The 21,628-nt window shown below is 65.2% G+C and carries 19 protein-coding genes; 10 read left to right on the forward strand and 9 right to left on the reverse strand.

Features of this window, described 5'->3' with window-relative positions; translation table 11 throughout:
• The first annotated feature begins 34 nt into the window (after positions 1–34).
• Both moaC and KT882_RS28690 read left to right on the forward strand, forming a co-directional pair.
• Positions 35–532, forward strand: coding sequence for a cyclic pyranopterin monophosphate synthase MoaC (moaC, locus tag KT882_RS28685; protein WP_228893906.1), 498 nt, complete (start codon positions 35–37; stop codon positions 530–532).
• 156 nt (positions 533–688) lie between these two features.
• Positions 689–1,402, forward strand: coding sequence for a flagellar brake protein (locus tag KT882_RS28690; protein ID WP_161070838.1), 714 nt, complete (start codon positions 689–691; stop codon positions 1,400–1,402).
• An 80-nt stretch (positions 1,403–1,482) separates the two neighbouring features.
• Here the strand turns inward: KT882_RS28690 and KT882_RS28695 are convergent, their stop codons facing one another.
• The 8 genes from KT882_RS28695 to recA form a co-directional block, all read right to left on the reverse strand.
• A complete protein-coding gene (locus KT882_RS28695; protein WP_321170308.1) occupies positions 1,483–1,980 on the reverse strand; it encodes a pilin in 498 nt (165 codons plus the stop codon).
• 182 nt (positions 1,981–2,162) lie between these two features.
• Positions 2,163–2,837 carry an FHA domain-containing protein gene (locus KT882_RS28700; protein WP_228893907.1) on the reverse strand — a complete coding sequence of 225 codons (675 nt, stop codon included), beginning with the start codon at positions 2,835–2,837 and terminating at the stop codon, positions 2,163–2,165.
• 67 nt (positions 2,838–2,904) lie between these two features.
• Positions 2,905–3,786 (reverse strand): succinate--CoA ligase subunit alpha, encoded by an 882-nt coding sequence (sucD, locus tag KT882_RS28705; RefSeq protein ID WP_161070841.1) that lies wholly within the window; start codon positions 3,784–3,786, stop codon positions 2,905–2,907.
• Between the two features lie 13 nt (positions 3,787–3,799).
• Entirely contained in the window at positions 3,800–4,969 is a 1,170-nt protein-coding gene (sucC, locus tag KT882_RS28710) for an ADP-forming succinate--CoA ligase subunit beta (protein WP_161070842.1), read from the reverse strand.
• 68 nt (positions 4,970–5,037) lie between these two features.
• The gene (locus tag KT882_RS28715; protein WP_161070843.1) at positions 5,038–5,610 is read right to left on the reverse strand and encodes a DUF2889 domain-containing protein; all 573 of its coding nucleotides are present in this window, start codon (positions 5,608–5,610) and stop codon (positions 5,038–5,040) included.
• A gap of 232 nt (positions 5,611–5,842) precedes the next feature.
• Positions 5,843–7,465: a phosphoethanolamine transferase gene (locus KT882_RS28720; RefSeq protein ID WP_228893908.1), complete on the reverse strand. Its 1,623-nt coding sequence runs from the start codon at positions 7,463–7,465 to the stop codon at positions 5,843–5,845.
• Entirely contained in the window at positions 7,434–7,910 is a 477-nt protein-coding gene (gene recX, locus KT882_RS28725; RefSeq protein WP_228893909.1) for a recombination regulator RecX, read from the reverse strand. The genes KT882_RS28720 and recX overlap by 32 nt, the downstream gene beginning before the upstream one ends.
• Before the next feature lie 121 nt (positions 7,911–8,031).
• Positions 8,032–9,099, reverse strand: a complete 1,068-nt coding sequence (gene recA / locus KT882_RS28730; protein WP_228893910.1) for a recombinase RecA — start codon at positions 9,097–9,099, stop codon at positions 8,032–8,034.
• A 160-nt stretch (positions 9,100–9,259) separates the two neighbouring features.
• On the opposite strand from recA, the gene KT882_RS28735 reads away from it, so the two are divergent.
• From KT882_RS28735 to KT882_RS28770, 8 genes are all read left to right on the forward strand, one after another.
• Positions 9,260–9,952: a response regulator gene (locus KT882_RS28735; RefSeq protein ID WP_161070847.1), complete on the forward strand. Its 693-nt coding sequence runs from the start codon at positions 9,260–9,262 to the stop codon at positions 9,950–9,952.
• Positions 9,953–9,955: 3 nt separating this feature from the next.
• The gene (locus KT882_RS28740) at positions 9,956–11,494 is read left to right on the forward strand and encodes a sensor histidine kinase N-terminal domain-containing protein (RefSeq protein ID WP_407682025.1); all 1,539 of its coding nucleotides are present in this window, start codon (positions 9,956–9,958) and stop codon (positions 11,492–11,494) included.
• Positions 11,487–11,795: a DUF4212 domain-containing protein gene (locus KT882_RS28745; RefSeq protein WP_161070848.1), complete on the forward strand. Its 309-nt coding sequence runs from the start codon at positions 11,487–11,489 to the stop codon at positions 11,793–11,795. Before KT882_RS28740 ends, KT882_RS28745 begins: the two co-directional genes overlap by 8 nt.
• Positions 11,792–13,840 (forward strand): sodium:solute symporter family protein, encoded by a 2,049-nt coding sequence (locus tag KT882_RS28750; protein ID WP_228893911.1) that lies wholly within the window; start codon positions 11,792–11,794, stop codon positions 13,838–13,840. Before KT882_RS28745 ends, KT882_RS28750 begins: the two co-directional genes overlap by 4 nt.
• A gap of 77 nt (positions 13,841–13,917) precedes the next feature.
• Complete coding sequence (locus tag KT882_RS28755) at positions 13,918–15,930, forward strand: S9 family peptidase (RefSeq protein WP_228893912.1); 2,013 nt, start codon at positions 13,918–13,920, stop codon at positions 15,928–15,930.
• Between the two features lie 20 nt (positions 15,931–15,950).
• Positions 15,951–17,987 (forward strand): S9 family peptidase, encoded by a 2,037-nt coding sequence (locus KT882_RS28760; RefSeq protein ID WP_228893913.1) that lies wholly within the window; start codon positions 15,951–15,953, stop codon positions 17,985–17,987.
• Positions 17,987–19,981: an alpha/beta hydrolase family protein gene (locus KT882_RS28765; RefSeq protein ID WP_161070851.1), complete on the forward strand. Its 1,995-nt coding sequence runs from the start codon at positions 17,987–17,989 to the stop codon at positions 19,979–19,981. The genes KT882_RS28760 and KT882_RS28765 overlap by 1 nt, the downstream gene beginning before the upstream one ends.
• A 42-nt stretch (positions 19,982–20,023) precedes the next feature.
• On the forward strand, positions 20,024–21,238 hold the full coding sequence (locus KT882_RS28770) for a 6-phosphofructokinase (RefSeq protein WP_161070852.1): 1,215 nt from the start codon (positions 20,024–20,026) through the stop codon (positions 21,236–21,238).
• Here KT882_RS28770 and KT882_RS28775 read toward each other — a convergent pair.
• Complete coding sequence (locus tag KT882_RS28775) at positions 21,228–21,620, reverse strand: nuclear transport factor 2 family protein (RefSeq protein WP_161070853.1); 393 nt, start codon at positions 21,618–21,620, stop codon at positions 21,228–21,230. The two genes, KT882_RS28770 and KT882_RS28775, sit on opposite strands and share 11 nt — an antisense overlap.
• Positions 21,621–21,628: the final 8 nt, after the last annotated feature.

Below are 21,628 nucleotides of genomic sequence, written 5' to 3' on the forward strand. Positions count from 1 at the left end.
CTGTCGATACCTGCAACTGACTAACTATACCCCAATGACCAGCACTCCCACCCCAGACCAGCTGACCCACTTCGACACCACAGGCCAGGCCCACATGGTCGACGTCGGCGCCAAACAGGAAAACCACCGCACGGCCGTCGCCAGCGGCAGCATCCGCATGAAGCCCGAGACGCTGGCAATCATTTTAGCGGGAAGCGCGAAGAAAGGTGACGTCCTGGGTATCGCGCGCATCGCCGCCATCATGGGCGCCAAGCGCACCAGCGACCTGGTGCCCCTGTGCCACCCGCTGGCGCTGACCCGCGTGACGGTCGACTTCAGCACCGACGAAGCCAATTCCAGCGTGCACTGCCGCGCGCAAGTGGAAACCTACGGCAAGACCGGCGTGGAAATGGAAGCGCTGACCGCCGTCCAGGTCGGCCTGCTGACCGTGTACGACATGTGCAAAGCCGTCGACCGCGGCATGGTGATGACGGACATCCGCGTGATGGAAAAACACGGCGGCAAGAGCGGCGACTGGAGCGTGACCAGCTAAACCCTTGTGGCAGCTGCCATCTGCCGCGCAGCTGCGCGAAGACCTGAATCAGGGCATATGTTTTGGACAAAGGCTGATTTATTGCAATAGTGTAAAACTTTTACTGCCGGTATATAATTAAATTTATAGACATAGGCACAACAAAAGGGCGCACGAATGAGCAGTGGTACTCCGCCGGGTGAAGTCAAGCCGCAGGAATACGAGTTCGAGCAGATGAACCTGCAGGTGGGTGGCAGGATACAGTTCATCACGCACCGGACCGTCAAGCCTGTACAGCACTTTTCCACGCTGATCGGCTGGGTGAAGGACGAGTATATGATCGTCAAGGTGCCGTTCGAGAATGGTGCGCCGATTGCCGTCAACGATGGCGACAAGCTGACCATACGCGTGTTTTCGGGCGTGAACGTGTGCTCGTTTTCCGCCATCGTACAGCGCGTGTTCGGGCGGCCGCTGTTCTACGCCCACCTGTCCTTCCCCGAAAAAATCCAGGGCACCAGCTTGCGCACCGCGATGCGGGTGAAGGTGGATATCCCTGCCCAGCTCACCTGCGATGCGACTGGCAGCGTGTCGGTGTTCCTGGTGAACCTGAGCGTGTCGGGCGCGCTGATCGAGTCGAAGCGGCCGCTGGAGTCCGGCGATGCGGTGGTGGGACTGTCGTTCACGCTGATCGCGCAGCCCGGCAACCGGCAGGTGCTGGTGAATACGCAGGCCAGCATCCGCAATATCAATGTGATCAAGCCCGCCACTGCGGACAAGGCCGAAGTGTTTACCTACGGCGTGCAGTTCATCAACCTCGATCCCACCCACTACACCTTGCTGCAAAACCTCACCTACGAGGCGCTGATCGCCGACCGGCAGAAGATTGTGTAAGGACGAAAAAAAAACCTGGCCAAGGCCAGGTTTTTTTTCGCCGGCGCCGTAGCGCCGTTAGTGAATAATGCGATATCAGCTTATGGCGTTGCTGGAGCAGCAGCTATGTTGTTCTTCTCCAGCGCCGCTTTGACTGCCGTGTGAGTAATGGCCGAAGCATCCACGGCCCAGGTAGTAGCCGACGAACCTGCCGCGACGTTTGGCGTGAACTTCACGGCCAGCTCGTCAACACCGGATGCGATACCCTTGGCGAAAGTCATGGTGATGATGCCAGCGCCAGACACGGTAGCGCTCTTAACTTCTTTGGTAGGCGTGAAAGCCGAGTCCAGAGGCACGCCGCCCTTGCCGGAATTGCAATCGGTCGCAATGCCACCAGCTTCTTGAGCGCACAGAGCAACTGCGGTTTTCAGCGAATCAATCGACGACAGCGCGTTTGCCGCTTTTGCTTTGGCGGTGTAGTCGCTGTAGGCTGGGATCGCTACAGCAGCCAGGATGCCGATAATGGCCACAACGATCATCAGTTCGATCAGGGTGAAACCGGCTTGTGCTTGTTTCTTCATCATTTTCATGGATTTCATTTTATTGCTCCTCAAGAGGTGAACTGGTTGTTTGGTGCCACACTTGAGTTAGAGCAATTGCTGTGCCAGGCCTGAAAACCGGCTTTTGGACCGGATTTCTGCCAATTTTCGTCACTTTTGCTTCCTGGAACTGACGATTTTTGTCAGCTCGGCTGTCAAAGTTTGGCAGCTGACGATTTTTGTCAGGCGAAATCTTGTTTGAATGCCATTTGCGTGCCGCTCAGGTCGAGCACGTCGCCGTCTTGCAGGCGCTGCGGCTGCTTGCCCAGCGGCGTGCCGTTGACCGTGGCGATGGCCTCGCCTTCGGCTTGCGCCACCGCATAGCCGTCCGGCGCGCGCGAAATGACGATGACCTGCACGCCGGGCCGGCCCAGCGTGGTGAGCGGCTTGGTCAGCGGCAGCTGCTTGCCGGCGTTGGCGCCGTTCAGCACTTCGATGCGGCCCAGCACGGCGGCCGGCTGGGGCATGGCAGCGGCTGCGGCCAGCGGCGCCGGCGCCGGGCGGCGCGGGGCGGCAACCGGGACCGTGGCGCCCTCGCTGGCCGGGACAGCCCCCGGGACCGGGCGCACGCCGTCCGCCAGGTATTCAATCCTGTACTTGGCAATCTTGATGCTGTCCTGGTGTTGCAGGAAATGCTTGCCCACGCGCTGGCCGTTGACAAAAGTGCCATTGGTGCTGCGCAGGTCTTCCAGGAAGGATTCGTCGAGGATGGTGGTGATGACGGCGTGCTCGCCGCTGACGGCGGCATGGTCCAGCACGATGTCGTTGCGGCTGCGGCGGCCTATGCTCATGCGCTCCCGGCTCAGCGGGACTTCCTGCTCAACCACGCCGTCGCGCGAAATGATGATCTTCCCCAAACCTACCCTCCGGACAATAAAAAACGGGGAGCCGTAGCTCCCCGTTATTATTCACTAAAAGAGTGAATTACAGCATTGCTTTCAGCAGACGCGCCATTTCGGACGGGTTCTTGGTGACGGTAATGCCGCAGGCTTCCATGATTTCCAGCTTGGCTTGCGCGGTGTCTGCGCCGCCGGAGATCAGCGCGCCGGCGTGGCCCATGCGCTTGCCCGGAGGAGCGGTAACACCAGCGATGAAGCCGACTACTGGCTTCTTCATGTTGTCCTTGATCCACAGAGCAGCGTTGGCTTCGTCTGGACCGCCGATTTCGCCGATCATGATGACCGCGTCGGTATCCGGATCGTCGTTGAAGGCCTTCATGATGTCGATGTGCTTCAGACCGTTGATCGGGTCGCCGCCGATACCAACTGCCGACGATTGGCCCAGGCCCAGAGCGGTCAGCTGTGCAACTGCTTCATAGGTCAGGGTGCCCGAACGGGAAACCACGCCGATGCGGCCCTTGCGGTGGATGTGGCCTGGCATGATGCCGATCTTGATTTCGTCTGGGGTGATCAGACCTGGGCAGTTAGGGCCCAGCAGCAGGGTTTTCGAGCCGGCTTTGGCCATGCGGTCCTTCAGGGCCATCATGTCGCGGACAGGAATGCCTTCGGTGATGCAAATGGCCAGATCCATTTCGGCTTCCACGGCTTCCCAGATGGCGGCAGCTGCGCCTGCTGGTGGGACGTAGATCACGGAAACGTTGGCGCCGGTTTCTTTTTTCGCTTCGGTAACGTTAGCGAAAATTGGAATGCCTTCGAAGTCTTCGCCGGCTTTCTTCGGGTTCACGCCTGCGACGAAGGCATTTTTGCCGTTCGCGTATTCGCGGCACATACGGGTGTGGAACTGGCCGGTCTTGCCGGTGATGCCTTGGGTGACGACTTTGGTGTCTTTATTGATCAGAATGGACATGTTGATTCCTTAATTAAGCTTGACCGGCTGCAGCGGCGACGACGCTCTTGGCTGCGTCTTCCATGGTGTCGGCGGCGATGATAGGCAGACCGGAATCGGCCAGCATCTTCTTGCCCAGGTCTTCGTTGGTGCCCTTCATGCGCACCACCAGAGGCACTTTCAGCGAAACGGCTTTCGATGCGGTGATCACGCCTTCGGCGATCACGTCGCAACGCATGATGCCGCCGAAGATGTTCACCAGGATAGCTTTCAGCTCTGGGTTCTTCAGCATGATCTTGAACGCTTCGGTGACTTTCTCGGCAGTTGCGCCGCCGCCCACGTCCAGGAAGTTGGCCGGCTCGCCGCCGAACAGCTTGATGGTGTCCATGGTGGCCATGGCCAGGCCGGCGCCGTTGACCAGGCAGCCGATGTTGCCGTCCAGGGAGATGTAGGCCAGGTCGAATTTCGAGGCTTCGACTTCAGCTGGATCTTCTTCGTCCAGGTCGCGGTAAGCGACGATTTCCGGCTGGCGGAACAGGGCGTTGGCGTCGAAGTTGAACTTGGCGTCCAGGGCGATGACTTTGCCCGAACCGGTCAGGATCAGCGGGTTGATTTCGGCCAGCGATGCGTCGGTTTCCCAGTAGGCTTTGTACAGGCCTTGCAGGTTGGTGACGGCGTCGGCGATCGAACCTTCCGGTACGCCGATTTTCGCGGCGATGCCGGCGGCTTCAGCGTCGGTCAGGCCGACGGCTGGGTCGATGGCGATGGTGTGGATCAGTTCTGGATGCGATTCAGCCACTTCTTCGATGTCCATGCCGCCTTCGGAGGAAGCCATCAGGACTACGCGCTGGGTAACACGGTCGGTCACCAGGGAAACGTACAGTTCCTTCTTGATGTCCGCGCCTTCTTCGATCAGCAGGCGGCGCACTTTCTGGCCTTCCGCGCTGGTCTGGTGGGTAACCAGCTGCATGCCCAGGATCTGGTCAGCGTATTCTTTGACTTGTTCCAGCGACTTGGCCACTTTCACGCCGCCGCCTTTGCCGCGGCCGCCAGCATGGATCTGCGCCTTGACTACCCAAACCGAACCGCCCAGCGTCTCGGCAGCTTTGACTGCTTCGTCTACGGACAGGCACGGGATACCGCGCGGAACCGTCACTCCGAATTTTCGGAGGATTTCTTTGCCTTGATACTCATGGATTTTCATGCTGGCTTCCCTTTTGATTAAAACTGATGTTGAAAGTTGATATGTATAAAACGAGGATGGTGCGTGCGCTAGGCCAACTCGGGCTTGCTCGCTACCCAGCGCGGGTAAAACCGGGCAACTGCCCCGCCATCGGTACGCAGGGCGTGGCACTTGTCGAGCTGGAAAGGCTTTTCATGCGGAACGTTGTCGCTAGCCGCATCATGCGTCGGCCAGACATCGTTAGCGAAGGCCTGGACTGCCGCCGTTGGCAGGATCTGGGCCAGTTCCGTCAGATGGGTGCACCCGGCGACGCCAGAGAGGCGCTGCTTGAGTTCATGCCGGAACCCCTTCATCAGGTTCAGTCCCACCAGGGCCGCGTACGCCGGGCCGATGGTGTTGCAGAAACCAGGATAGGGAACCGCGTCAGAAACGGCTTCGGCGGCAACGATGGTCAGTTGGCGGTCTACCGTAATGCGCAAGGAGAGGTCGTGCAGGGGCGTGCCGCCTTCGCGCATGCCGGAGGCGAGCTTGGTGGCGTTAACTTTGATGTCGGTGATACGGGCGTCAAGATCCCATAGGCCATCCTCGCGCGCGAACGCCTGGATGTCTATAGCGCGCGTGTGCCGCAGCGCACGTCGGGAGACTGGAGTTGACAGGGACATAAGACCGATGCCGCTTGCGCGGCAAAAATTAGTAAGCAGCCTTGCACTATTCTCTTAACAAGAATGCACGTTGCCGCAGCTTCTACGGACAACCACCGCACCCGCGGTGCTGCAAAAACCCCAAAAGTGTAGCACACCCCGGCGCGAGTTGCGACGTGGCATATGTTAATTAGCGACTTTTCATGAGCCCACGCGGGCCGCCGCCATGCTAGCCCCGGGGCTGTCCCCGGCCTTATTTCAGGCTCTCGTAGGGCGCGCTGGGGCCGCTCAGTTCCAGCGTCACCGGGCGCGGACCTGGCTGGTACATGGGCGACGCAAAACTGGCGCGCGCGTCGCTGCCCTGCCACGCCACGGCGCCCAGTTCCAGCACCGAGGCGAACATGCTGGCGTGGCCGACCGGCTTGGCGCGGTTGGCCTGCAAGGCGGCCACCACCGCCGGATAGGCCTGGCGGTAAGGCGCGTTCATCCACACCAGCAAGGGCACGTGGGTGTCGTAGCGGGTGGGGCCGGGCTGGGCGTGCATGAAGAGCTGACGCTGGTCGTCGAACAGGTTTTCGCCGTGGTCGGAGGTAAACACCAGCACGGCCGGGCGCTGCTCGGCCTGCAGCACCGCGATCATGCGGGCCAGGAAGCGGTCGGTCTCGACCACCGTGTTGTCATAGGAATTGATGGCCTCGGCCTTGTTCTTCGGCAGCGGATTGTCGACGCCGGCGTCACTCAAGGTGGGATGGAACACGCGCGAGGCGCCGCTGTAGCGTTCCTCGTACGGAATGTGGCTGCCTATCATATGCAGCACCAGGAACTGGCGCGGCCCGGCCTGGCGCACGAAGGAGGTGAACATCGGCAGCAGGTTGTCGTCGGTGCGCAGGTGGAAGTCCATGCTGTTGCGGGCATATTCCCGCACCTCGGCGCTGGCGCCGTAGACGGACACCTCCTGGTTGGACAGCCAGGCGGTACGGAAACCGGCTTCGCGGAAGGTGGGGACCAGCGTGGCGCGCTGCTTGCCCGTCGCATGGCTCACGATGGCAGGCATGGCATAGCCGGTCCAATTGGCGGTGGACGCCACGTCGGGGAAGGACAGCAATTGCGGCCCCAGCGCGGCCAATCCGGGCGTGGTGTTGCGCGCGTAGCCGTTGATGCCGAGATGGTCGCTGCGCAGGCTTTCGCCCACCACCAGCACCACCAGCATGGGCGCGTCGCCCACGCTGGAACGGCCCTGCACGCTGGCAAAACCGGCCCCGGCGATCGCGCGCTCGTAGCCGGTCACGCGCCACAGCGAGGCCGCCAGGCCGCTGGGGAAAGCCAGGTTGATGGTGGATTGTTCCAGCAGCGGCGGCAGGCGCACGGCGTGGCCCACGGCCTGGCGCGCCACCAGGGCCAGCATTACCGGCATCAGGCAGCAGGCCAGCAGGCGCTTGCGCGCGGCCGTGTCCAGCCGCCAGCCGGGGCTGATGGAAAAGGCCAGCCACAGGTAGAGCAGCAGGCTGAGCGGCACCAGCCACAGCTTCCAGCCAAAGGAGGCCAACACCTGCGCGCTCATGGCCAGCCCGGTGTTGAGCGCGGAGGACAGCAGCGCGTCGCCGGGCACGCTGCCGTAGGCCAGGGTCAGATAGCAATACGGGCCCACCAGCAGCGCCAGCGGCGTCCACAGCAGGAAATAGCGGCGCACGCCGGGCACCAGCACCAGGGGCGCGGCCAGCAGCAGAAGGGAGAAGGCCAGCAGGGCCAGCGCGTCGCTGGCGCCTTGGACGTGGTCGGTATTTAGAACGGCCCAGCTGGGCAGCCATAGCCAGGCCGCCAGCAGCAGGGCCTTCAGGGCGTCGCTACGCGCCGCCACCGAGGCCGTCCAGCTCATCGAGGTCCACGCCTTTCATGGCGGTCTGGATGGCGCGCTGGGAGAAGCCGCGCTGCAGCAGGAAGCGCATTTGCTTGCTGCGCTCCTGGGCGTCCTGCGGCAGAGCGCCGAATTTGCGGCGCCACACTTCGCAGCAGCGCGCCGTTTCGTCTTCGGCCAGGCCGGCCTTCAATTCGCTCAGCGCTTCGCCCTTGATGCCGTGCTGTTGCAGTTCGGCCACAATGCGGCTGTTGCCGTAGCGCGCGGCGCGGCGGTGGATCAGCGATTCGGAGAAGCGTTCTTCGGACAGCCAGTTGTTTTTTTCGAGGAAGTCGAGCAGGGCTTCGATGTCGTCGCCCTCCTCCGCATGGCGCGCCAGCTTGCGCGCCAGCTCCATGCGGCTGTGCTCGCGCGCGGACAACAGTCGCAGCGCGCGCGCTTTCAGGCTGATGGGAGGCAGAGGCATGATGGGAATTCGGTGGTTCGCCGGCTTGGCGGGTTACGCGGCCTTGCCGCTAACCCGCCCTACGCAACTACAACGTAGGGCGGGTTAGACGCGCAGCGGCGTAACCCGCCGCACAGCCAGCTTACTCGACGGCTTTGAGCTTGGGCGCCGGCTCGGCGCCCAGGGGTGGCAGCTCGCGCACGCCCAGGGAAGCGCGTACCTTGTTTTCGATTTCGTGCGCCAGTTCCGGACGCTCCACCAGGTAGGTGCGGGCGTTGTCCTTGCCCTGGCCGATGCGCTCGCCGTTGTAGCTATACCAGCTGCCGGACTTCTCGACGATTTTCGCTTCCACGCCCAGGTCGATGATCTCGCCTTCGCGCGAGGTGCCCGCGCCGTACAGGATGTCGAAGTGCGCTTCCTTGAACGGCGGCGCGATCTTGTTCTTGACGACCTTGACCTTGGTTTCGTTGCCGATCACCTCGTCACCCGACTTGATGGAGCCGGTGCGGCGAATGTCCAGGCGCACGGAGGCGTAGAACTTCAGCGCATTGCCGCCGGTGGTGGTTTCCGGCGAACCGAACATTACGCCGATCTTCATGCGGATCTGGTTGATGAAGATAACCAGGGTGTTGGTACGGTTGATGGAACCGGTCAGCTTGCGCAGCGCCTGGGACATCAAACGGGCTTGCAGGCCCGGCAGCGAGTCGCCCATGTCGCCTTCGATCTCGGCGCGCGGCGTCAGCGCGGCGACCGAGTCGACCACCACCATGTCCACGGAACCGGAGCGCACCAGCGCGTCGCAGATTTCCAGCGCCTGTTCGCCGGTGTCCGGCTGCGAAATGAGCAGCTCGTGCAGGTTCACGCCCAGCTTTTGCGCATAGCCCACGTCCAGCGCGTGCTCGGCGTCGATAAAGGCGCAGGTGCCGCCCAGTTTCTGCATCTCGGCGATGGTTTGCAGCGTCAGCGTGGTTTTACCCGACGATTCCGGACCGTAGATTTCCACCACGCGGCCACGCGGCAGGCCGCCTACGCCCAGCGCGATGTCCAGGCCCAGCGAGCCGGTGGAGACCACTTGCACTTCTTCGATCGGCGCGCTGGCGTCCATGCGCATGACCGAGCCCTTGCCGAACTGCTTTTCAATTTGTGCCAGTGCTGCGGCAAGCGCCTTGGCTTTTTCGCCTGCGGGTACTGCGCCTTTTTTGTCGTCCATGATGATCTTTCGGCAAGTGGTTTAGTCGATTCAGGTGGTACTGTATAAAAAACCAGTGCTTTTTGCAAGCATTGTTTTCAATCGCGTTTGAGGCGGATCAAAAACTGGCCCCCTTGAGTAAAATGAAACACAATGGGGGCTTCTGCAACCGGGTGACATTATGCGTATTTTACTTGCCGAAGACGACAGCGTCCTGGCCGACGGGCTGACCCGCTCGCTGCGCCAGTCCGGCTATGCGATCGATTATGTAAAGAACGGCCAGGAGGCGGACACCGCCCTGGCCACCCAGGAGTTCGACCTGCTGATACTGGACCTGGGCCTGCCCAAGCTGTCCGGGCTGGAGGTGCTGCGCCGCCTGCGCGCGCGCTCCTCGCTGCTGCCGGTGCTGATACTGACGGCGGCCGACTCCATCGAGCAGCGCGTGAACGGCCTGGACCTGGGCGCGGACGACTATATGGCCAAGCCCTTCGCGCTGTCCGAGCTGGAGGCGCGGGTGCGCGCACTGACCCGGCGCGGCCAGGGCGGCGGGTCGGCCATCATCAAGCACGGCCCGCTCAGCTACGACCAGGTGGGCCGCAGCGCCTATATCAACGACCAGATGCTGGACCTGTCGGCGCGCGAACTGGGCCTGCTGGAGGTGCTGCTGGCGCGCACCGGGCGGCTGGTGTCCAAGGAGCAGCTGGTGGACCACCTGTGCGAGTGGGGCGAGGAAGTGAGCAACAACGCCATCGAAGTCTATGTGCACCGGCTGCGCAAGAAGATCGAAGTGGGCGGCGTGCGCATCGCCACCGTGCGCGGGCTGGGCTACTGCCTGGAAAAGTTCAGCGACACGCCGCGCGGCGAAGCCAAGTAAGCCGTGGGCGAGCGCGAGGCCGCAGCAGCCAGCCAGCAGGACCAGGACGACCTGTCCTGGCAGGAGCCTGCCGGCGCCGTCAAGGAGGACGACATCCAGCACTCGCTGTTCGGCGAGATCCTGGACTGGATGCTGGCCCCGCTGCTGCTGCTGTGGCCGATGAGCATCGCCATCACCTACCTGGTGGCCAAGTCCATCGCCAACCAGCCCTTCGACCATGCGCTGGAAGACAGCGTGACCGTGCTGGCGCAGCAGATCCACGAAGTGAACGGCAAGCTGGCGCCGCGCCTGCCCGGCTCGGCCCGCGACATCCTGCGCGCGGACGACGTGGACAGCGTGTACTTCCAGATCGCCGGCCCCGACGGCGCCTACGTGGACGGCGACCGCGAGCTGGCCGCGCCGCAGGAGGAAGACCGGGCCAAGCCCGGCATGGTACAGTTCCGCAACGGCAATATGCACGGCACGCCCATCCGCATCGCCTACTCATGGGTGGCGCTGGAGGACCAGGGTGCCGAGGAGTCGCGCGTGGCGCTGGTGCAGGTGGCCGAGACGCTGGAAAAACGCGCCAAGCTGGCCAATGAAATCATCAAGGGCGTGATCCTGCCGCAGTTCATCGTGCTGCCCATCGTACTGGCCCTGGTGTGGTTCGCGCTGGCGCGGGGGCTGTCGCCGCTGGCCCAGCTGCAGGAACGCATCCGCGCGCGCAGCTCGGACGACCTGAGCCCCATCGATTCGCGCCAGGTGCCGGAAGAGATCACGCCGCTGGTGCGCTCGCTCAACGAGATGCTGGCCCGGCTGTCGCTGTCGATCGAGATGCAGAAGCGCTTCATCGCCGACGCCGCACACCAGATGAAAACCCCGCTGGCGGGCATGCGCATGCAGTCCGAGCTGGCGCTGCGCCAGACCGACCAGGGCGAAATCCACCGCTCGCTGGAGCAGCTGGCGAAGAGTTCGGAGTCGGCCACGCGGCTGGTGAACCAGCTGCTGGCCCTGGCGCGCGCCGAGAACCAGCCGCAGGCCGGCGCCGCGCTGCTGCCGGTGGACCTGGCCGAGCTGGCGCGCAGCGCCGTGCGCGACTGGGTGCCGGCCTCCTTCAACTACCGCATCGACCTGGGCTTCGAGGCCCCGGCCACGGGCGAGGTGCCGATCGAGGGCAACCCGACCATGCTGCGCGAGATGCTGTCCAACCTGATCGACAACGCGCTGCGCTACACGCCGGCCGGCGGCGCCGTCACCGTGCGCGTGCGGCGCTCCGAGCACGAGGGCGTGGTGGAGGTGGAGGACACCGGCCCCGGCATTCCGCCGGCCGAGCGCAGCCACGTGTTCGAGCGTTTCTACCGCATCCTCGGCAGCAGCGCCGAGGGCAGCGGCCTGGGGCTGGCCATCGTGCGCGAGATCGCGCAGCAGCACGGCGCCGACATCGACATTTTCAGCAACCCGCGCAGCAACAACGCCAAGCTGCCCGGCAGCTTGTTCCGCCTGATCTTCCCGCTGCGCGCGCCCGACGACGAACCGCCAGCAGACGAGCCCCATTATGGATGACACCACCAGCACCGCCGCCAGCACTGCGGCAGCGTCCCTGCGCGCGCGGCGCGAGCAGCACTGGCGCCGCACGCGCCGCCTCACCGCCGCCCTGCTGCTGCTATGGCTGGCCACCAGCTTCTGCGCCGTCTTCTTCGCGCGCGAGCTGACCGGGCTGATGCTGTTCGGCTGGCCGCTGTCCTTCTACCTGGCGGCGCAAGGCGCCTCGCTGGTCTACCTGGCCATCATAGGCGGCTACGCCTGGCGCATGCGCCGGCTCGACCAGCAGTTTGCCGCCGCCGCGCAGGGAGGGCAGGCATGAACGCCAAGCCCAGCTACTTCCGGCGCCTGTCGCGCTACTACCTGCTGTTCTCGGCCGGCTTCGCGGGCTTCCTGGTGGCGCTGTCCATGCTGGAGAAGGAAGGCATGCCGCGCGTCTGGATAGGCTACCTGTTCATGCTGGCCACCATCACGCTGTACGCCGCCATCGGCCTGGTCAGCCGCACCTCCAACGTGGCCGAATACTATGTCGCGGGGCGGCGCGTGCCGGCCATGTTCAACGGCATGGCCACCGCCGCCGACTGGATCTCGGCGGCCAGCTTCATCAGCCTGGCCGGCACGCTCTACCTGCACGGCTTCGACGGCCTGGCCTACGTCATGGGCTGGACCGGCGGCTACTGCCTGGTGGCGCTGCTGATCGCGCCCTATCTGCGCAAGTTCAGCCAGTACACCATCCCCGACTTCCTGGCCGCGCGCTACGGCGGCCCGCACCACGGGCGCTACGTGCGCATCATGGCGGTGGCGGCCACCATCATCATCTCCTTCATCTACGTGGTGGCGCAGATCTACGCGGTGGGCCTGATCGCCTCGCGCTTTACCGGCGTGGATTTCTCGGTCGGCATTTTCCTCGGCCTGGCCTCCATCCTGGTGTGTTCCTTCCTGGGCGGCATGCGCGCCATCACCTGGACCCAGGTGGCGCAGTACATCATCATTCTGGTGGCGTTCCTGCTGCCGGCCATGTGGCTGTCGGCCAAGCACAGCGGCAACCCCATCCCGCAGGTGGCCTACGGCAAGCTGCTGCCCACGCTGGGCGCGCGCGAAGCCAGCCTGGCGCACGACCCGAAGGAACAGGAGGTGCGCGCCATCTTCCGGCAGCGCGCCGACGACTACGGCCAGAAGCTCGACGCCCTGCCCGCCAGCTGGGACGCCGGCCGCATCGACGCGCAGCGCCGTCTGGACGCGGTCAAGCAGCGCAACGTCACGCTGCTGGACATCCGCGCGGCCGAAAAAGCCTTGATCAACTACCCGAAGACCGTGGAGGAAGCGGCCGCCGCCTGGGAGGCCGCGCGCGCCTACAACCTGCGCCGCGCCGCCGCGCCCGCGCCGCACGCCGAGCCCTTCGTGGCGCCGGACATCGCGCAGTCCGACCAGAAGCGCAACAACTTCCTGGCGCTGGTGTTCTGCCTGATGGTGGGCACGGCCGCCCTGCCTCACATCCTGATGCGCTCCTACACCACGCCGTCTGTGCATGAAACCCGGGTGTCGGTGTTCTGGACGCTGTTCTTCATCCTGCTGATCTACCTGACCATTCCGGCGCTGGCGGTGCTGGTGAAGTTCGACGTCTACACCGCGCTGGTGGGCAGCGACTTCTCGCGCCTGCCAACCTGGGTGTCGTACTGGGCCAATGTGGACAAGCTGCATCCGCTCATCAGCATCGTGGACGTGAACCACGACGGCCTGGTGCAGCTGGCGGAAATCGCCATCGACGGCGACGTGCTGGTGCTGGCCACGCCCGAGATCGCGGGCCTGCCCTATGTGATTTCCGGCCTGGTGGCGGCGGGCGGCCTGGCCGCCGCGCTGTCCACGGCGGACGGCCTGCTGCTGGCCATCTCCAACGCCCTGTCGCACGACATCTACTACCGCATCGTCGACCCCAGCGCCTCCACGCAAAAGCGCGTGACCATCTCCAAGCTGCTGCTGCTGGCGGTGGCCTTCATCGCCGCCTACGCCGCGTCCACCAAGCCGGCCGACATCCTGTCGCTGGTGAGCGCCGCCTTCTCGCTGGCCGGCTCCACGCTGTTCCCGGCGCTGGTGCTGGGCGTGTTCTGGCCGCGCGCCAACCGCCACGGCGCGGTGGCCGGCATGGTGGCCGGCTTCGGCGTGTGCCTGTATTACATGGTGCACGCCAACCCCATCCTGGGCGGCAGCGCGGCCGGGCAGTGGTTCCACATCGCGCCGGTCTCCGCGGGCATCTTCGGCGTGCCCGCTGGCATGCTGGTGATGGCGGTGGTCAGCCTGCTGACGCCCGCCCCGGGACGCGACACCACTGCGCTGCTGGCGCATGTGCGTGCGCCGGAGCAGGGCTAGGCAAACCTTCAGACAAATGTTATTGTAGGGAAATTGATTAATTTGCAATTGTTCTTTTCGCCTATTTAACATTGACCATGTCCACATCCCTGCCACTGCGTACCGCCCTCGCCTGCCTCGTTTCCGCCCTGATGGGGGCCGCCTCCATCGCGCCGGCTTATGCCGCCGCGCCGCCTGCCGAGCATTTCTTCGACAATCCCAGCTTCAGCAACCCCAAGCTGTCCCCGGACGGCAAGTACGTGGCCTTCAAGGGCAGCGTCGACGGCGGCCGCACCGCGCTGTATGCGCTGGACCTGGCCAGCCGCAGCATCAAGGGCGTGGCCAAGTTCGGCGACGTGGACATCGATAACTTCGAGTGGGTCAACCACGAACGCCTGGTGTTCGACACGCGCGACAGCAAGGCGCCCGTCGGCGACCGCACCAACGCCCCCGGCATGTTCGCGGCCAATGTGGACGGCAGCGGCTACCGCATGCTGGTGGACCGCAGCTACACGCCGGCTTCCGAAACGGGCAGCATGATCAAGCAGCGCGCGCTGCCCTACAACACCTTCCTGCTGGACCAGCAGGGCGCGCAGGACAGCGAGTCTATCTATGTGCGCCGCGCCGAATGGAACGAGGCCACCTGGGACCTGGAAAACTTCGACCTGCTGCGCCTGAACACCCTCACCGGCAAGGCGGACGTGGTGCCGCGTCCGGCCAAGGTGCTGGACTGGCTGCTGGACGCGGACGGCGCGCCGCGCCTGGCCATGTCGGACAAGGACGGCACCTCCAGCGTGCACCTGCTCGACCCGGCCAGCAAGGCCTGGCGCCAGCTCGCCAGCTTCCCCTCCTACGGCAACGCCCCCAAGGCCTTCTGGCCAGTGGGTATGAGCTCGGACAGCAAGCTGTACGTGAGCAGCCGCGCCGGCAAGGACAAGGACGCACTCTATCTGTACGACACGGCCAAGGGCGAACTCGCCGCCGAGCCGGTGGTGTCGCTGGCGGACTATGACTACGAGGGCCAGATGATCTACAGCGGCGGCAAGATCGTCGGCCTGGAGATCCTGTCGGATGCGCGCAGCACCGTGTGGCTGGACGAGCGCATGAAGGCGGCGCAGAAAACCATCGACGGCAAGCTGCAAGGCACGGTCAACCTGGTGCGCCCGGCGCTGCGCCCGGCCACGCCGTGGATGCTGGTGACGTCGTATTCGGACCGCCAGCCGAGAACCTACTACCTCTACAACGCGGACACGCAGGAACTGGGCAAGCTGGGTTCCGCGCACGCCAATATCGACCCGGCCGCCATGGGCCAGCAGGACATGGTGCAGATCAAGGCGCGCGACGGCCTCGCCATTCCCGCCTGGCTGACCTTGCCCAGCGGCGCCGGCAAGAAGCTGCCCATGGTGGTGCTGGTGCACGGCGGCCCCTTCCTGCGCGGTTCCGAATGGGGCTGGGACGCGCAGGCGCAGTTCCTGGCCTCGCGCGGCTACGCGGTGCTGGAGCCGGAGTTCCGCGGCAGCACCGGCTTTGGCTCGCGCCACTTCCGCGCCGGCTGGAAGCAATGGGGCCTGGCCATGCAGGACGATATCGCCGACGCAGCCAAATGGGCCATCGCGCAGGGCTACGCCGATCCGCAGCGCATCTGCATCGCCGGCGCCAGCTATGGCGGCTACGCCACGCTGATGGGCCTGGCGCGCAATCCGGAACTGTTCAAATGCGGCGTGGAATGGGTGGGCGTGACCGACCTCGCGCTGATGTACAAGGACCACTGGAGCTTCCAGTCCGACTTGAGTGCCCAGTGGAAGCAATATGGCCTGCCGCAGCTGGTGGGCGATCCGGTGCAGGACGCGCAGCAGCTGGCGGACACCTCCCCGGTCAACCTGGCCGCGCGCATCAAGCAGCCGCTGCTGATGGCCTACGGCGATGAAGACCGGCGCGTGCCCATCCCGCACGGGCGCAGCTTCCACGCGGCCGTCAAGGCCCACAATCCGGACGTGGAGCTGGTGGTCTACCAGGGCGAGGGGCACGGCTGGTCGCTGCCGAAGAACCGCGTCGACTTCTGGACCCGGGTGGAGAAGTTTCTGAACCGCCACATCGGCGCGCAACCGTAAGCCACTTCACTGGAGCCTCCATGCACGGACTGCAACGCATGATCGCCTCCGCCGTGGCACTGCTGGCAGCGCTGGCCCATCCCGGCGCGCACGCGGCCGACGCGGCGCCGGCCGCAACGCCCGCCACCACCCCGGCCGCGCTGCCGCCGGTGCAGGACTTCTTCAGCAATCCGCAATTCAGCACAGTGCAGCTGTCGCCCAGCGGACGCTACCTCGCGGCCAAGCTGACCAGCCCCAATGGGCGCGAGCGGCTGGCGGTGGTCGATCTGAGCAACAACTCGGCGCTGTCGGTGGCCAGCTTCCACGATACCGACGTGGGCCAGTTCGCCTGGGTCAACGACGAGCGCCTGCTGCTCGACACGGTCGACATGCAGGTCGGCGTGGGCGACGCGCGCTACGGCCCCGGCCTGTACGCGGTGAACCGCGACGGCAGCCAGTTCCGCCAGCTGGCCAGCCGCCGCGGCGACGCGCACGCGGTGCAGTCGCAGCGCCTGCTGCCCTGGCACACGTATATGCTGGGCCAGCGCGGCACGCAGGACAGCGACCAGGTCTACGTCCTCAGCAGAAAGATCACCGGCCCCGGCCAGATGGAATATGCCGACCTGCTCCAGCTCAACACCAAAACCGGCTACAGCACCACCCTCAAGCGGCCCGGCGATACGCACGACTGGCTACTCGACAGCAAGGGCGAACCGCGCCTGGCCACCGTGGTGGAGAACGGCCGCAGCTCGGTGCACTACCGCGACCCGGCCACCGGCGCCTGGCGCGAACTGGGGTCGTTCGGGCAGTTCACCGGCGGCAAGGGCTCCTTCCGTCCGCTGGCCTTCGCGCCGGACGGCACGCTGTACGTGGTGACCAGCGCCTACCGCGACAAGTCGGCCGTGCACAGCTACGACCTGGCGACCGGCAAGATCAATCCGCAGCCGCTGGTGGAGCTGGAGCACTACGACTTCAGCGGCCGCCTCATCATGAGCCAGGACAAGCTGCTGGGCGTGCGCTACCTGGCCGACGCGCAAGGCACGCGCTGGCTGGACCCGGCCATGCAGGCCATCCAGCAGGAGGTCGACAAGCTGCTGCCCAACACCCTCAACCTGCTGACGCCGCCGTCCCGGCCGGAAACGCCCAACCTGCTGGTGGAATCGTATTCGGACGTGCAGCCGCGCGTGTTCATGCTGTACAACAGCGCCAACAGGCAGCTCAGCAAAATCGGCGCGTCGCGTCCGCAGATCCGGCCCGGCCAGATGGGCAAGCAGGATCTGGTGACCTACGCCGCGCGCGACGGCTTGCAAATCCCTGCCTGGCTGACGCTGCCGCATGGCAAGGACAAAAACCTGCCCATGGTGGTGCTGGTGCATGGCGGCCCCTTTGTGCGCGGCGGCCAGTGGGGCTGGCGTCCGGATGTGCAATTCCTGGCCTCGCGCGGCTACGCCGTGCTGGAGCCGGAATACCGGGGCAGCACCGGCTTCGGCGAAGCGCACTTCAAGGCCGGCTGGAAGCAATGGGGCCTGAAGATGCAGGATGACATCGCCGACGGCACACGCTGGGCCATCGCGCAGGGCATCGCCGATGGCAAGCGGATCTGCATCGCCGGCGCCAGCTACGGCGGCTACGCCACGCTGATGGGGCTGGTCAACAATCCCGAGCTGTACCAGTGCGGCGTGGAGTGGGCCGGCGTGACCGACATCAAGCTGATGTACACCGGCCACTGGAGCTTCCAGTCCGATCTGCCGGACGCCTGGAAACAGTACGGCATGCCGCACCTGATAGGCGACCCGGAGAAGGACGCCGAGCAGCTCAAGGCCACCTCGCCGCTGGAGCAGGCGGCCCGCATCAGGCAGCCGCTGCTGCTGGCCTACGGCGGCTCGGACATGCGCGTGCCGCTCTACCACGGCAAGAAATTCCGCGACGCGGTGCAAAAGACCAACCGCCAGGTCGAATGGGTGGAATACGAGGAGGAAGGCCACGGCTGGGTGCTGCAGAAAAACCGCTACGACTTCTGGACCCGGGTGGAAGGTTTCCTCAATAAACATATCGGCTCATCTCAAGGAGAAAAATAATGCATCTGCGCCTGCGTGCCGTGGCGGCAATCTCACTCGGCCTGATGGCTGGCCTGGCCCAGGCGGCCCTGCCGGCGATAGGCAGCTTCTTTGGCAACCCCAACTTCAGCGCCGCCAAGCTGTCGCCCAACGGGCGCTTTCTGGCTGTGCGCATCAGCAACAACAATGAACGCGACGGTCTGGCCGTGGTGGACCTGGCCAGCAGCAGCGTCAGCGGCGTGGCGCGCTTCTCGGATACCGACATAGGCCATTTCCAGTGGGTGAACAACCGCCGCCTGGCCTTCGACACCGTGGACAACCAGGTGGCGCCGGGCGACCGCCGCTACGCGCCCGGCCTGTACGCGGCCAACCGCGACGGCAGCGACCTGCGGCAGTTGGCCGAGCGCGCCTGGTACGCGCGCGACACGTCGCAGACCAATATCAAGTCGCGCATCCTGCCGGCCAACACCTATATGCTGGAGCAGGAAGGTGCGCAGGACTCGGACTCCATCTATGTCGTGCGCGCCAACTGGAACGAGGTGCGCAATGAAACGCGCAGCTTCGACCTGCAAAAGCTGAACACGGTGACCGGCGCGGTGGGCACGCTGAACCGGCCGGGCGAAGTGCAGCACTGGGTGCTGGACCAGCGCGGCCTGCCGCGCGCGGCCTTGACACGGGAGGAAGACAAGCTGACCGTCCAGTATCTCGATCCGGACAAGGACAGCTGGCGCCCCCTGGTCACCTTCCCGGCCTACGCCAACGCGCCGGGCAACTTCATGCCGCTGGGCTTCGGTGCCGAAGGGCAGATGTATGTGAGCAGCCAGGGCCGCTCCGACAAGCGCAGCCTGTACGTCTTCAACCTGGCCAAAGGCGCGCTGGAGAAGGACGCCATGATAGGCCTGGCCGACTACGATTTTTCGGGCGAGCTGGTGTACCGCAACAACCGCCTGGCCGGCGTCGAGCTGCTGTCCGACGCCCGCGCCATGGTGTGGCTGGACCCGGCCATGGCGGCCGTGCAAAAGGCCGTGGACGCCCTGCTGCCCGACACGGCCAACCTGGTCACGCCGCCGCTGCGGCCTGAAGCGGCCTGGGTGCTGGTCACCTCCTATTCGGACAAGCAGCCCACCACCTACCTGGTCTACAACACCGAGACCAAAGCGCTGAGCAGGATCGGCAGCCGCAACCCGGCCATCGACCCCGCCCAGATGGCGCAGCTGGACCTGCACCGCTTCAAGGCGCGGGATGGCCTGACGGTGCCGGCGTGGCTGACGCTGCCCAAGGGCGGCGGCAAGCAACTGCCCATGGTGGTGCTGGTGCACGGCGGACCTTTCGTGCGCGGCGGCGAGTGGCGCTGGAACGCGGAAGCGCAATTCCTGGCCTCGCGCGGCTACGCCGTGCTGGAACCGGAATTCCGCGGCAGCAGCGGCTTCGGCGCGCGCCACGCCATGCGCGGCTGGAAGCAATGGGGTTTGGCCATGCAGGACGACGTGGCAGACGCCACCAAGTGGGCCATTGCGCAGGGCTATGCCGATCCGAAGCGTATCTGCATCGCCGGCGCCAGCTACGGCGGCTACGCCACACTGATGGGCCTGCTCAAGACGCCGGAACTCTACCGCTGCGGCGTGAGCTGGGCCGGCGTGTCGGACCTGACCTTGATGGCCACGGAAGGCAACAGCGCCATCTCCGACCAGTCCGACACCTACCGCCAGTACGGCATACCGGAACGGGTGGGCGACCCGGTCAAGGACGCCGCGCAATTCGCCGCCACGTCGCCGCTCAAGCAGGCTGCCCGCATCCACCAGCCCATACTGCTGGCGCACGGCAGCGCCGACAAGCGCGTTCCCATTCAGCACAGCAAGGACTTCTACAACGCCATCAAGCCCACGAATCCGAACGTGGAACTGGTGATCTACGACGATGAAGGCCACGGCTGGTCGCTGCCGAAAAACCGTGTTGATTTCTGGGGCCGGGTGGAAGTTTTCCTGGATCGCCACATCGGCCCCACGGCCAAATAAATCGGAGTAAGCTGGCGGCAGTCCACTCACGAGGAGATGCGCATGCCGTCGGGAAAAATTCTGGTCGCACAGGGAGGCGGTCCCACCGCCGTCATCAACCAGTCGCTGGTGGGCGTGGTGCTGGAGGCGCGCCGCTTCCGCCAGGTCACGCGGGTGTACGGCGCGCTGCACGGCGTGCGCGGCATTATCAACGAGGACTTCGTCGACCTGACCCAGGAGACCAGCCACAACCTGGAAATGGTGGCCGCCACGCCCTCGTCCGCGCTCGGCTCCACGCGCGACAAGCCGGACGCGGCCTACTGCGAGCAGATCTTCGAGGTGCTGCGCGCGCACGAGATCGAACACTTCTTCTATATCGGCGGCAACGACTCCTCCGACACGGTGCGCATCGTCAGCGATCGCGCCAAGGCGGCCGGCTATCCGCTGCGCTGCATCCATATTCCCAAGACCATAGACAACGATCTGGTGGGCAGCGACCACACGCCCGGCTTCCCGTCCGCCGCGCGCTTCGTGGCGCAGGCCTTCGCCGGGGCCAACCTGGACAACGCCTCCCTGCCCGGCGTGTACGTGGGCGTGGTGATGGGGCGGCACGCCGGCTTCCTCACCGCCGCCTCAGCGCTGGGCAAGAAGTTCCCCGACGACGGCCCGCACCTGATCTACCTGCCCGAGCGCGTGTTCTCGCTGGAGAGCTTCCTGGCGGACGTGAAGGCCGCGTACGCGCAACACGGGCGCTGCGTGATCGCCGTGTCCGAGGGCATCCACGACGCCTCCGGCGAGGCCATCGCCTCCCTGCTGGCGAAGGAGGTGGAGCGCGACGCGCACGGCAATGTCCAGCTGTCCGGCACCGGCGCGCTGGCCGACCTGCTGTGCGACGAGATCAAGGCCAAGCTGGGCATCAAGCGCGTGCGCGGCGACACCTTCGGCTATCTGCAGCGCTCCTTCATCGGCTGCGTGTCCGACGTGGACCAGCGCGAGGCGCGCGAGGTGGGGGAAAAGGCGGTGCAGTTCGCCATGTGGGGCGACCGCTGCGGCTCGGTGGCCATCAAGCGCACCGGCTACTACTCGGCCGACTACGAATTGCTGCCGCTGGACGCGGTGGCCGGCAAGACGCGCACCATGGAGGACGAGTTCATCACCGCCAGCGGCACCGGCGTGACGGACGCCTTCCGCATGTACCTGCGCCCCCTGCTCGGCTCCGGCATGCCGGACGCGTTCCGCCTGCGCCCGGCGCCGGTGGCCAAGATCCTCAAGAAGTGAGGTGGGAGAAGGTCTTGTTGACGATGCGCCACGCGCCGTCGGCCAGGCGCAAGGTCAGGTACAGGTGGTAGTTAAAGCCCAGCATGGGCGAATGCAGCCGCACAGTGGCGATGCTGCCCATGCTGTCCACCGACAGCACCCGCATGCGGTAGGGCTCGCCCAGCGACTGCGGGCTGGCGCGGCCGGCCACCCCTTCCAGGTAGGCGGCGATGGTCTTGAAGTAGGGCTGGCCGCCGATGTCGCCGTAGACCTGGGCCTCGGGCGCGAACAGCGCCGCCAGGGCGGCAGCGTCGCCCTGGTACACGCCGCGCAGGTAGGCTTCGGCTACGCCGGTGATCGCGGCGATATCGGCCGCTGCGGGCCGCGTGGATGGCTGCTTCATCTCGTGCT

This window comes from Pseudoduganella aquatica (genome assembly GCF_020865585.1).
Classification (GTDB): domain Bacteria; phylum Pseudomonadota; class Gammaproteobacteria; order Burkholderiales; family Burkholderiaceae_D; genus Rugamonas; species Rugamonas aquatica_A.